Here is a 12,523-nt window from a genome sequence, read left to right on the forward strand (position 1 = left end):
ACCTCCCGCAAAAGAGCGCAAACCCCTGCATGGCAGGGCAAAGCACGGATCATCATCTTTCGAGGCGGGAGATATCACCCGTTAGATTTATCAGTCGTTTTTTTCACCGCTGATCCGCTTTCATTTACCCATGACCGAACCGCGCGGACAAACGAAAGCCCGGAGGTCGCCAAACCTCCGGGCCATTTCGTCAATAAAGGTCAGTCCGGTTGTCTCAGGCCGCGGCCTGAATGGCGGCCACCTGCCAGTTGTCATTGCCGGGGCGGCGCACGAAGGTCCACATTTCCACCGCTTCGGACGGATGCTGTTCGTCACCCTCGATCACCTTGCCGGAGGTACGGTCACGCATCACGTCGATGGCGGAGTAGCGCATTGCCACCGTTGCGTAATCCTGCCCCTCTTCGTGCCAGGCTTCCGCGACATCGCCCTGCAGCAGCGTCACGTCGCGCACGTCGTTCTTCACACCGCTCGTGGCGTTGTCGCTCAGTTCCTCGGCCAGATAGGACATGGCTTCCGGCGTCGTCAGTTTGCGCAACGTGCCATAATCCTCGGCGGCATAAGCAGCCTGCACGTCCTCCAGCATTTTCTGGAAGATTTCGAGGTCACCCTGGGTGATACCGATTTCATCACCTTCCGACATGGCATTGGCATGAGGAGCCGGCTTCGCCGCAGCGGCTGTGGCCGCCGCACCACTGGCAGCACCCGCCAGTGCGCCGATCTTCGGAATCTTGAACGAAGACGCGGAAGCGCCTGCCTGCGAGCCGCCATTAAAGGACGAACCGGAGTGATCCGTGCGCTGCGATCCGCCGGCCGCACCATAAGCGGGCTGGCCCTGACGGCGCGATGCGAAGAAACGCATGGCGAGCATGACCAGAAGGCCGATCAGCGCCACCTGCAGCAGCATGCCGAAGAAACCGGCCATACCACCAAAACCGCCGCCCATGAGCATGCCGAACAGACCGCCCATCAACAGGCCGCCCATCAAGCCACCCATCATACCGCCGAACAGGCCGCGGTTCTGCTGCGGCGCCTGTGCGCCCGGACGGGCCGGCTGGGCTGCGCTCGGCGCTGCCTGATTGGTGTTCGGCGTCATGCTGCGGTTGATCGGCGCGGTCTGGCCGGGCGCGGTGCTGGTCGAAGGCGGAGCGGAATAGGTCCGCGTGCCGCGGCTGCCGAAGCCACCGCTCGCACGGCGTGCTTCTGCCATATCAACCGCCACGAAAGACACCGCGATACCAAGTGCGGCGACTGCGAACAAACCCTTGAAGCGCCGAAAGGCAGCAAACATCGTTATCTCCTGTTGGCCGCCCTCCCATGAGCGGCATGTCAGCAGGCGATATAGCAACTCATGATCATCATTTTTAGAGCACCTGCCTTAAATTTTTTGTGATATGCAACCAAAACGCGAGGCTGGCGGGCATTGCGGTAAAACCGGTGGCTGGAAAAACGAAAACCCGGCGCAGGGTCTCCCCTGCACCGGGCCTTATTGTCCCCTTGGGAGGAACGATAAGATCAGTCGACGTTGAAGGTCAGCGGCTTGACCTGGCGGATTGCCGGGTTGGCGCGCAGCTTGTCCAACACGTTTTCGGAAACCGGACCATCCACATAAAGAAGCGCGATGGCGTCGCCGCCTTCCTTTTCACGGCCGAGCTGGAAGTTGGCGATGTTGACGCCCGCTTCGCCGAGCGTGGTGCCCATGAAGCCGATCATGCCGGGAACGTCGGTATTGGTGATGTAGATCATGTGCGATCCGACATCAGCATCCATGTTGATGTTCTTGATCTGGATAAAGCGCGGCTTGCCATCCGAGAACACCGTGCCGGCGACCGAGCGGATCTGGTTTTCCGTCTTGACCGTCAGCTTGATGTAGCCGTCGTAAACGCCGGTCTTGTCGCGCTTGACTTCGGAAAGGATGATGCCCTTTTCCTTGATCATGACCGGGGCGGAAACCATGTTCACATCCGCAACCTGGCTGCGGATAAGGCCGGCCAGCAGGGCGCTGGTCAACGCCTTCGTGTTCATGCTGGCGGTTGCGCCATCATAAAGGATTTCGATTTCCTTGGTGGCGCTTTCCTGCACCTGACCGACGAAGGAGCCGAGAACATCCGCCAGACGGATGAACGGCTTCAGGCGCGGTGCTTCCTCAGCCGTGATCGACGGCATGTTGATGGCGTTGGAAACCGCACCCTTGACGAGGTAGTCCGACATCTGCTCGGCAACCTGAAGGGCGACGTTTTCCTGTGCTTCCGTGGTCGAAGCACCGAGATGCGGTGTGCAGACGACGTTCGGCAGGCCGAAAAGCGGGCTTTCGGTGGCAGGCTCGACTTCGAACACGTCAAAGCCGGCACCGGCAACGTGGCCGGACTTGATGGCTTCGGCAAGGGCTGCTTCATCCACCAGACCGCCGCGGGCGCAGTTGACGATACGCACGCCCTTCTTGGTCTTGGCCAGGTTTTCGGCATTGAGGATGCCGCGCGTCTTGTCAGTCATCGGCACGTGCAGGGTGATGAAATCCGCCTGCGCCAGCAACTCGTCCAGTTCAACCTTGGTCACGCCCATTTCCTGCGCACGCTCGGGCGACAGGAAGGGGTCATAGGCCAGAACATGCATCTTGAGGCCGAGTGCACGCGAGCAGACGATGGAGCCGATATTGCCGGCGCCGATAACGCCAAGCGTCTTGCCGGTGATCTCGACACCCATGAATTTCGACTTTTCCCACTTGCCGGCCTGCGTGGAGCTGTCGGCGGCAGGAAGCTGGCGCGCAACGGCGAACATCAGCGCAATCGCATGTTCGGCTGTCGTGATGGAGTTGCCGAAGGGCGTGTTCATGACGATGATACCGCGGCGCGAGGCGGCCGGAATATCGACATTATCGACGCCGATGCCGGCGCGGCCGATGACCTTGAGGTTGGTCGCAGCCTCGATCAGCTTTTCGGTCGCCTTGGTGGCAGAACGGATGGCAAGACCATCGTAGTTACCGATGATTTCGGCAAGCTTGTCCTTGTCCTTGCCGAGCTTCGGCTGGAAATCGACTTCGACGCCACGATCGCGGAAGATCTGGACGGCGGTTTCCGACAGTTCGTCGGATACGAGTACGCGAGGTGCCATGGTTCACGGGCTCCTTGAAAGCGGTGCAGTTTTGAAAGCGGGGAATATACGGCCCTGCATCAACGCAGGGCCGGTATCAAAATCAGGCGGCAGCCTTGGAAAGTGCTGCCTTCTGCGTCTGGTAGGCCCAGGCAAGCCAGGGCATGACGGCTTCCATGTCCGCCGTCTCGATGGTGGCGCCGGCCCAGATACGCAGACCGGACGGTGCGTCACGGTAGGCGCCGATATCGAGAGCGACATTTTCCTTTTCGAGCAGGGCGACGACGCCCTTGGCGAAATCGGCCTGTGCGGCGGCATCCAGCGCCTGCACTTCGGGATCGACGATCTTCAGGCAGACGGAGGTGTTGGAGCGGGTTTCCGGCTTGACGGCCAGGTTGGCGATCCAGTCATTCTTCTCGATGAAGTCGTAGATAACCTTGGCATTGGCATCGGCACGGCCGATCAGCGTCTTGAGGCCACCGAGGTTCTTCGCCCACAGCAGCGCGTCGATATAATCTTCAACGCAGAGCATGGACGGCGTGTTGATGGTTTCGCCGGTGAAGATGCCTTCGATCAGCTTGCCACCAGAGACCATGCGGAAGATTTTCGGCAGCGGCCATGCCGGCGCGTAGCTCAAGAGACGCTCGACAGCGCGCGGCGACAGAATGATGACGCCATGGCCGCCCTCGCCGCCCAGAACCTTCTGCCAGGAGAAGGTGACGACGTCGAGTTTCGTAAAGTCCATATCCTGTGCGAAGGCCGACGAGGTGGCGTCGCAGATGGTCAGGCCCTTGCGGTCCGCCGGGATGAAATCGGCATTGGGAACGCGAACACCAGAGGTCGTACCGTTCCAGGTGAAAACCACGTCACGGTCGAAATCGACTTCGGCAAGGTTCGGCAACAGGCCGTAATCAGCCTCGAACTTGCGGACGTCCTTCAGCTTCAGCTGCTTGACGACGTCGGTGACCCAGCCAGCGCCGAAGCTTTCCCAGGCGAGCATGTCGACGCCGCGCTCACCGAGCAGCGACCAGAGCGCCATTTCAACGGCGCCGGTGTCGGATGCGGGAACGATGCCGATGCGATAATCGGCAGGAACAGCAAGAATTTCACGGGTGAGATCGATGGCCTGCTTCAGCTTGGCTTTGCCAACCTTGGCGCGATGCGAGCGACCGAGCGGCGCATCGGAGAGAGCTTCCAGCGACCAACCGGGACGCTTCGAGCAGGGACCAGAGGAAAAATGCGTATTGCCCGGACGGACGTCCGGCTTCACGATATCTGTCATTTAACTACCCTTTCAGATAGGCGCCTCTCGTTAGGGAGAGGTGTCCTGACGCCGTTGCTATTCCTGTCGCCGATCCCAGTCAAGCGGAATATGTCGCTACGCAGAAGAATCTTGGTCCATATGCGTCATGCCCCGTGTCCGATACCGGCAAAACAAAACCGCCCGCACCCAAAGGATGCGGACGGTCTGAAGCTAACAGCGGGGCGTGACGTTTATTTATAAACGGCAGGCTGCAGCGGAATATCGGCAGGCGGCATGTATTGTGCCGTATCGCAGCCGTTGAAGACATAACGGCCACCGACACGCACTTCATGCGAATAAAGGCCCTTGTCGCGGCCCGGACCGCCACCGTTCTCATAGGCGAACATGTCGCCCTTGTTGATGTGGCGGAAACGATAGCCGATATCGGCCTTCAGGTTACAGGTGACGTCAATCGACGCACCGGCCATCAGGGCGTAAGCGAAGCGCCATTTGCCCTTGCCGCCATGTTCGGTGGTCGGGTCGCAGCCGAGACCGTTGGTGCTGCAGGAGGTATTGCGCAGCTTGTCCCACTTGACGTAGGAACCGCCGATACCGCCACCGACATAAGGCGTAACGCGGCCATAGGTGCCGAGATCGACATAGGCGTTCGCCATCAGCGTATAAGCTTGCAGCGAGCTAAGGTCCGTCGAGACACAGGGACCGGTGACCGAGCCGCAGCCGCCCACCGTGGAGCCGCGGAAATCCGACTTGCCCATGTAGTCGAAGGTCACGTCACTGCGGAAATAGTTGTTGAACTGATAACCGACACCGGCACCGATGATGTAGCTGTCCTTGATCTTTGCAGTTTCGAAATCCTGCAGATATCCACCCGGCCCACCCTGATAATAATGGGCGCCGCGCAGCTTGTTGAAGGAATAACCGACGTCGCCGCGAAGATACCAGCCGCTTGCCTGAGTGATCTGCACTTCAGGTGCCTCGACATAGGCAGGCGCCGGTTCGGCCTGATAAAGATCGGCGCCGACGGCGCTTGTGCCGGTCAGCAGAACGGCCAGAAATCCGGCCAGGGCGTTTTTCATGACTTCCACTCCAGAAGAGGCACATGCGTTGCAGCAGCTGCCAGTGAACTGTTCAGTCACGGAGAGTGGCGTAAAATGGTTAAGTCCCGATTAACCACGATCATTCACTATATTTATTAGGAAATACTCAAAGAAAAAGCCGGCTGGGAAGCCGGCTTTTGACCATTCTATTTGGCACTGCTCACGCGGCCGAGCGGGCATTGGAGATAACGCCGACGAGATCGTTGACGATCTTCTCCACCTTGGCGCTGTCGTCCCCCTCCGCCATGACGCGGATCAGCGGCTCCGTGCCGGAAGGACGGATGACGAGGCGGCCATTATTGGCCAATGCGCTTTCCGCATCCGCGATCGCCTGCTGCACGACCGGATTTTCCAGCGGCTTGCCGCCGGAGATGCGGACGTTCTTCAAAAGCTGCGGCACCGGCTCGAACTTGCGGCACACTTCGCTGACCGTGAGGCCGGAGCGCTTGACCTTGGCGAGAACCTGCAGGGCCGCGACGAGACCGTCACCTGTGGTACCGTAATCCGACAGAACGATATGGCCGGACTGCTCACCGCCGACATTGAAATTGTGGTTGCGCATATGCTCGACGACATAGCGGTCACCGACCTTGGTGCGGGCAAGGGTAAGGCCCTTGTCGCCAAGGAAGCGCTCCAGCCCGAGATTGGACATGACGGTCGCGACAATGCCGCCACCGCGCAGCGTGTTGTCGGCCGCCCAGCTATCTGCAATGACAGCCATCAGCTGATCGCCATCGACGATCTCGCCACGTTCGTCGACAATGATGACGCGGTCCGCATCACCATCCAGCGCAATGCCGATATCGGCGCGCACTTCATGCACTTTCTTCTGCAGGGCTTCAGGGTGGGTGGAGCCACATTCGAGATTGATATTGATGCCGTTCGGTTCATTACCGATGGTGACGACTTCCGCACCCAGTTCCCAGAGTGCTGCGGGCGCCACCTTGTAAGCGGCACCATTGGCGCAGTCGATGGCGATCCTCAGCCCGCTCAGCGTCACATCACGCGGCAGGGTGCGTTTTACGAATTCGATATAACGATAGATGTCGCCATCCACACGCTTGGCACGGCCGATTTCGCTCGGCTTGGCAAGCTGGGCATAGATATCCTTGTCGAGAAGATTCTCGATTTCCAGTTCCAGCTCGTCGGAAAGCTTGTATCCGTCCGGTCCGAAAAGCTTGATGCCGTTATCGGAAAAGGGGTTGTGCGAGGCCGAGATCATCACGCCGATATCGGCGCGCAGCGACCGGGTCAGCATGGCGACGGCCGGCGTCGGAATGGGGCCGAGCAGGAAGACATCGAGGCCGGCTGCGGTGAAGCCGGCGACCAGCGCGTTTTCGAGCATATAGCCGGAAAGCCGCGTATCCTTGCCGATTACGACGCGGTGGCGATGGTGACCACGGCGAAAAATCGTCCCGACCGCAATGCCCACACGCATTGCGAGGTCTGGTGTCATCGGGAAGACGTTCGATTGTCCACGGATACCATCGGTACCGAAATAACGGCGTGCCATTTGAACTCCAAATCTCTTGGGCATTCCGGCAAAGCTGAAAACAGCCGGAAGCGTTTTTTGGCTAGATGCCACAAACCACGATAAACAGCACGTAAATTACCGCAAAAATGGCTTATATCTTGTTACCAAACTGAAAAGGCCATCCGGAGAACCGGATGGCCTTTTACAATCACTCGCCCGGCGCTGACAGTCAGTGCGGCTGCGGCTCCATGCCACCTTCGGCCTCGCCGTCGCCCTTGGCTTCGCCATCACCCTTCGCTTCGCTCGGGCCATCCTTCTTGGTGCCGGCCTTCGGCACCGCCGAACCGCGACTGCCGGGAGAATCGTCGCCCAGGTCACGGGCAGGCTTCTCACCCTTCAGCAGAGCCTTGATCTCGTCACCCGTCAGGGTTTCGTATTCAAGGAGGCCCTCGGCAATCGCGACGAAACCGTCGTGGTTTTCCGTCAGGATGCGGCGTGCCTCGGCATAAGCCTCATCGATCAGGCGGCGAACTTCGGTATCGATCGTCTGGGCCGTCGCCTCGGAGACATTCTTCGACTGCGAGACGGAATGGCCGAGGAAGACTTCCTGCTGATTTTCACCATAGGACACCTGGCCGAGCGCATCGGAGAAGCCCCATTGCGTGACCATGGCACGGGCAAGCTTGGTGGCCTGCTCGATATCCGAAGACGCGCCCGAGGTGATGTTCTCCTTGCCGAAGGTCAATTCCTCGGCAACGCGTCCACCCATCATGATCACGAGACGCGACACCATCCACTTGTAGCTCATGGAGTAGCGGTCGCCTTCCGGCAGCTGCATGACCATGCCAAGCGCACGGCCACGCGGAATGATCGTCGCCTTGTGCAACGGATCAGCCACGGCAACCTTCAGCGCGGTGATGGCATGGCCGGCTTCGTGATAAGCGGTCAGTTTCTTTTCGGCTTCGGTCATGGCGGAGGAGCGGCGCTCCGCACCCATCATGATCTTGTCCTTGGCGTCCTCGAACTCCTGCATGGTGACCACGCGCTTGTTGCGGCGGGCGGCCATGAGGGCGGCTTCGTTGACGAGGTTCATCAGATCCGCGCCCGAAAAACCGGGAGTGCCGCGGGCCAGAACCTTGAGGTCGACGTTGGGCGCCAGCGGCACGTTGCGGATATGCACCTTGAGGATACGCTCGCGGCCAACGATGTCAGGGTTCGGCACGACGACCTGACGGTCGAAGCGGCCCGGACGCAGAAGTGCGGGGTCAAGAACATCAGGACGGTTGGTGGCGGCAATGAGGATGATGCCCTCATTCGCCTCGAAGCCGTCCATTTCGACCAGCAGCTGGTTCAGCGTCTGTTCGCGTTCATCGTTACCACCGCCGAGACCGGCGCCACGATGGCGACCGACGGCGTCGATTTCATCGATGAAGATGATGCAGGGCGCATTCTTCTTGGCCTGCTCGAACATGTCACGCACACGGCTTGCACCGACGCCGACGAACATTTCCACGAAGTCCGAGCCGGAAATGGTGAAGAACGGCACGTTGGCTTCGCCGGCGACGGAGCGCGCCAGAAGGGTCTTACCCGTGCCGGGCGGGCCGACGAGCAGCACACCACGCGGAATTTTACCGCCGAGGCGCTGGAATTTCTGCGGATCGCGCAGGAATTCAACAATTTCCTCAAGGTCCTGCTTGGCTTCGTCCACGCCGGCGACATCGTCAAACGTCACGCGGCCATGGGCTTCCGTCAGGAGCTTGGCCTTGGACTTGCCAAAGCCCATCGCACCACGCGAACCGCCCTGCATCTGCCGCATGAAGAACAGCCAGACGCCAAGGATGAGGAACATCGGCAGAAGCGTGCCGAGATAGCTCAGGAAACCGGAGGAGCCGTCGCTTTCGGGACGCGCCACGATGGTCACGTTCTTGCTCTGCAAGCGCTCCATCAGGCTATCGTCAATGACGGGGGAATAGGTCTGAAAGGCCGTGCCGTTTTCGGTATAGGTTCCGAGAACCCGGTTACCGGTGACGGTCACGTCGCGAACTCGCCCGGAATCCACATCGCGAAGAAACTGGGAGTACGGAATTTCCCGTGAACCCGTTTGCGTCGGCGACGTCTGGAACATGCTGAACAACGCGATCAGCAAGAGGGCGATCACGGCCCACAAGGCGAAATTTCTGAAATTTGGGTTCATCGAACTCCCCGAACTCACACGGGCATGTCTGCTGCCCGCTATTACGTGCCCCTAACATAAGGACGACATCTGCCGTTGCCAAGGCGAAGGGCGTTATCTGATGCGTTTTGGTGTAAAAACTATTCCATGGCAATTCACGAAAAAGAGGCCGGATTTAAACCGGGGGCTGTGGATATGTGGCGCGCCCGCACAAAACAGCGATTGCATTTGCCAACTCAAGGTCGAAGCGCGGCAAAAAAAGATCGAATGGTGCGAGCCTCGGCCTGATATTCACACCCTCTGTCAGGTATGTCGCGTAAGGGGGCGCTGCGGCGATTTGCGGCAGGCCGGCCATGGCCGGTTTAGCCACCCCGACGGGTGCCGACGGAAAAAGCACTTCCGCTCCCGGGGCATCGTCTACCCTGCCCGCCGTGACAAGGATTGGAAACGCCGATCCGTTTGTCACAAGAAAGCGATCATCCCAAAGCCCCTGCCCATGCGCCTCAATCTGAAGCTCCGGCAGGTTTCGCTGCTCGCGGAAAATATAAAGCCCGTCGCGTCGGCGGTCGAGCAGAACACGGCCAACCGTCATCCGCCCGTTTTCACGGGTTTTGAGAAAACGCAGAACCCGCTCCATGCTGCTTGCAGCCGGAAAATAGGCCCGTCCGCCCAGCGTGGCGATGAGCGCCGCCAGTCCATGCCTGAATTCGGAACGATCGGGCGCCACGCTGTTCGCGGGTATCCCGGCAAGCACGGCATGGAAGACCTGCACATGCCCGCGCAGGAAATCGGCCGTCTTTTCAGAGAGCTTCCGTCGTTTGATGGCAGCTTCCGCATCAAGACAAGCAGCAGAACCGGGAAGCGCCTGCCTTACCCGTACGCGCTCGTACCCGGTATTTTCATTGCTGGGATCGTCCACCCAGCTTTGCGAGCGTGACAGTATGTAATCGCGGATCGCCTGTCTTTCACAGGCAAGAAACGGCCGCATTATCCAGTGGCGGCCATCGTATAGAACCGCATCCGCCATGCCGGAAAGGCCGAGATTATCACCTCCGGCGTTCCGGGCGGCACGCATCGCCACGGTTTCGCGCTGGTCACCGATCGTGTGCCCCGTCATCACAAGGTCGGCGCCGATCTCATCGGCAACTTCGGCGATCAGACGATAGCGGGCAAGGCGGGAGGCTTCGGAAAGACCTGAAGCGGGTTTGGCGCCCTCCCACCGGCGCGTAACATGGGAAACGCCGAGTTCAAGGCAAAGCGCGGCGACCTGGCGGGCCTCCGCGGCTGATTCCACTCTCAGCGCGTGGTCGATGGTGACGGCGGAAAGTCGTAGCCGGTCACAGCCCGCCTCCGCAATTGCCTGATGCAGTGCCAGCAACAAGCCCGTGGAATCGCTGCCGCCTGAAATTGCAACGAGAATATGGGAAGGTTTGCGGAGAGTTGCGACAAAGGACCTTGCCGCCGGAAGCGGCGCAACTGTCATTTCGCCTGGAATGCGGGCATCAACCGGCATGGAAACACCGCCGCGATGGCAGGAAAGGGATCAGCAGCTCAGCCGCTTCTGTTCGCTCGCAACCTTGTTCAAAACGGTCTTGGAAGCATTGGGATAACGCTTCGGCACCTCGCGCAGCGTGGCGCAGGCGGTTTCGGTATTATCGAGAGCGGCAAGCGACATGCCGAGCTTCATCAGCATTTCGGGAGCCTTGGGGGATTTGCCATAGGCCTGATGGCCGTTCAGAAAGGTTTTTGCGGCTTCGTTGAACTTGCCCTGCGAATATTGCGCCTCGCCCAGCCAGAAGCTCGCATCCGCTGCCTTGGTGCCCTTGGGGTAGCCCTGCAGATATTGCTGGAAACCCTGTTCCGCCAGCTTGTAGTCGCCGGAAAGGACGTGGCCATAAGCGGCCTGGTAAATATCACTTTCGCTGGTCAGCGCCGCCGTGTTGACCGGATCGGCCTTGCGGGTGCCGTTACCGGTGGTCACACCGGGAAGGCTGCCGGACGAATTGTTGGCGTTCTGGTTGAGAGTGCCGCCAACGGGCATTCCCCGGGAATCGAGTTCGATGGAACCGAGCGTCGTTTCTCCCGGAGCACTTGTCGGCGCATTGGACGGAACAGACGGCGAAACGGAAGCGCCACCCTCGGGTGGCGTTTCGATGATGGTTGCAACGTCGTCGGTCGGCGGCGTGCCCGGACTGACCGGACTGGCCTCCGCCTTCTTTTTCGGCGCCGTCGGGCTTGCGCCCTTGGCGCCGGCATTGCCGCTTTCCAGTTCCTGGAAGCGGAATTCATTGTCTTCCTGCGCCTTGCGGATCGTTTCCTGCATCTGCAGAAGCTGGAAGCTCATTTCCTCGATACGGCCGTTGAGCTGCCGGATCTGTTCTTCAAGTTGCTGAACCCGATAGGCTTCATTGGCCTGAACCCGGACGACCGGGGCCTGTTGAGAGTTGATCGTGCCGAAGCTACCCCCCGCACCGAACAGCGGACCCGAAACGGCGATGCCGCTCAAGCCGGTGCAGGCTGCAAGCCCCAGCATTCCCGCCACGACAAGTTTCTTCATCTCATTCGTCCTGCCTTAACTGATTTGCGCCGGAATGACGCAAGCCGGATTCTTTCCATATCAACTGAAAAAGCAACTTAACTTCGGCCAAACTATGAAAAAAACAAAAGGCGGCCCGAAGACCGCCTTTCATTCACGTTCACAAATGCGTCAGGCGATTACATGCCCGCGCCACCGAGAACCGTCACGGCGCGGCGGTTCTGCGACCAGCAGGAAATGTCGTCGCAAACGGCGACCGGACGTTCCTTGCCGTAGGAGATCGTCTTCATGCGGTTTGCCGGAACACCCTGGGACGCCAGGAAGTCACGGGTTGCAGCGGCACGACGGGCGCCGAGCGCCAGGTTGTATTCACGCGTACCGCGCTCGTCGGCATGGCCTTCAACGGTGATGGCGTAGTTCGGGTAACGGGCGAGCCATTGCGCCTGGCGCTGCAGGGTCTGCTGGGCGTCGGCGCGGATCGAGGTCGAGTCCGTATCGAAGAAGATGCGGTCGCCGACGTTTACCGTGAAGTCCTGCTGGGAGCCCGGCGTTGCGGAGCCCGCGCCACCAAGGCCGAGTTCACCGGCGTTGTTCGGCATGTTCTTCTTCGCGCAGCCTGCAAGGGCAAGCGCGAGCGTCATGGCGATGACAGCCGGGTTACGGGCCAGTTTCTGCATGGGGCTGAGTGCCGAAATATGTGTACGGCTCATCGCCGGTCTCTCCTTGGAATTTCAATAACGTTGCCAGACACTAACGGATCGCAGTTAATAGCCGGCAAACGCTTATGGTTAACAGAAAGGAAATGTCCCACTTTTTTGCTCCCTCACAACACTTTGCGGCAAGAAAGAGGCGCTTTCCCGTATGGCATGCGTAAAACATGACGGCGCCGGTT

At 59.8% G+C, this 12,523-nt stretch carries 9 protein-coding genes; all 9 read right to left on the bottom strand.

All coding sequences use genetic code 11. The features are described 5' to 3' along the window. Positions 1 to 214: 214 nt before the first annotated feature. On the bottom strand, positions 215 to 1,288 hold the full coding sequence (locus tag N434_RS12195; protein WP_110758052.1) for a Tim44 domain-containing protein: 1,074 nt from the start codon (positions 1,286 to 1,288) through the stop codon (positions 215 to 217). Positions 1,289 to 1,512: 224 nt separating this feature from the next. Continuing rightward, positions 1,513 to 3,108: a phosphoglycerate dehydrogenase gene (gene serA, locus N434_RS12200; protein ID WP_065117412.1), complete on the bottom strand. Its 1,596-nt coding sequence runs from the start codon at positions 3,106 to 3,108 to the stop codon at positions 1,513 to 1,515. Between the two features lie 82 nt (positions 3,109 to 3,190). Then, entirely contained in the window at positions 3,191 to 4,369 is a 1,179-nt protein-coding gene (locus N434_RS12205; protein WP_110758053.1) for a phosphoserine transaminase, read from the bottom strand. 212 nt (positions 4,370 to 4,581) lie between these two features. Further along, entirely contained in the window at positions 4,582 to 5,427 is an 846-nt protein-coding gene (locus N434_RS12210; RefSeq protein WP_110758055.1) for an outer membrane protein, read from the bottom strand. Positions 5,428 to 5,608: 181 nt separating this feature from the next. Continuing rightward, positions 5,609 to 6,961: a phosphoglucosamine mutase gene (gene glmM, locus N434_RS12215; RefSeq protein ID WP_110758057.1), complete on the bottom strand. Its 1,353-nt coding sequence runs from the start codon at positions 6,959 to 6,961 to the stop codon at positions 5,609 to 5,611. A 190-nt stretch (positions 6,962 to 7,151) separates the two neighbouring features. Further along, positions 7,152 to 9,116 carry an ATP-dependent zinc metalloprotease FtsH gene (ftsH, locus tag N434_RS12220; protein WP_110758059.1) on the bottom strand — a complete coding sequence of 655 codons (1,965 nt, stop codon included), beginning with the start codon at positions 9,114 to 9,116 and terminating at the stop codon, positions 7,152 to 7,154. 154 nt (positions 9,117 to 9,270) lie between these two features. Beyond that, entirely contained in the window at positions 9,271 to 10,608 is a 1,338-nt protein-coding gene (tilS, locus tag N434_RS12225; RefSeq protein ID WP_110758061.1) for a tRNA lysidine(34) synthetase TilS, read from the bottom strand. Positions 10,609 to 10,638: 30 nt separating this feature from the next. Continuing rightward, positions 10,639 to 11,652: a tol-pal system protein YbgF gene (gene ybgF, locus N434_RS12230; RefSeq protein WP_181423959.1), complete on the bottom strand. Its 1,014-nt coding sequence runs from the start codon at positions 11,650 to 11,652 to the stop codon at positions 10,639 to 10,641. A gap of 158 nt (positions 11,653 to 11,810) precedes the next feature. Beyond that, positions 11,811 to 12,341, bottom strand: coding sequence for a peptidoglycan-associated lipoprotein Pal (gene pal, locus N434_RS12235; protein ID WP_065117406.1), 531 nt, complete (start codon positions 12,339 to 12,341; stop codon positions 11,811 to 11,813). Between the last annotated feature and the right edge of the window lie 182 nt (positions 12,342 to 12,523).

The sequence above is a fragment of the Rhizobium sp. UGM030330-04 genome, from assembly GCF_003208455.1.
Taxonomy (GTDB): domain Bacteria; phylum Pseudomonadota; class Alphaproteobacteria; order Rhizobiales; family Rhizobiaceae; genus Agrobacterium; species Agrobacterium rhizogenes_A.

Coding starts and splice junctions, on each gene's coding strand:
- N434_RS12205 (WP_110758053.1), bottom strand. CDS start 4,369: ATGACAGATATCGTGAAGCCGGACGTCCGTCCGGGCAATACGCATTTT.
- ybgF (WP_181423959.1), bottom strand. CDS start 11,652: ATGAAGAAACTTGTCGTGGCGGGAATGCTGGGGCTTGCAGCCTGCACC.
- N434_RS12195 (WP_110758052.1), bottom strand. CDS start 1,288: ATGTTTGCTGCCTTTCGGCGCTTCAAGGGTTTGTTCGCAGTCGCCGCA.
- tilS (WP_110758061.1), bottom strand. CDS start 10,608: ATGCCGGTTGATGCCCGCATTCCAGGCGAAATGACAGTTGCGCCGCTT.
- pal (WP_065117406.1), bottom strand. CDS start 12,341: ATGAGCCGTACACATATTTCGGCACTCAGCCCCATGCAGAAACTGGCC.
- N434_RS12210 (WP_110758055.1), bottom strand. CDS start 5,427: ATGAAAAACGCCCTGGCCGGATTTCTGGCCGTTCTGCTGACCGGCACA.
- glmM (WP_110758057.1), bottom strand. CDS start 6,961: ATGGCACGCCGTTATTTCGGTACCGATGGTATCCGTGGACAATCGAAC.
- ftsH (WP_110758059.1), bottom strand. CDS start 9,116: ATGAACCCAAATTTCAGAAATTTCGCCTTGTGGGCCGTGATCGCCCTC.
- serA (WP_065117412.1), bottom strand. CDS start 3,108: ATGGCACCTCGCGTACTCGTATCCGACGAACTGTCGGAAACCGCCGTC.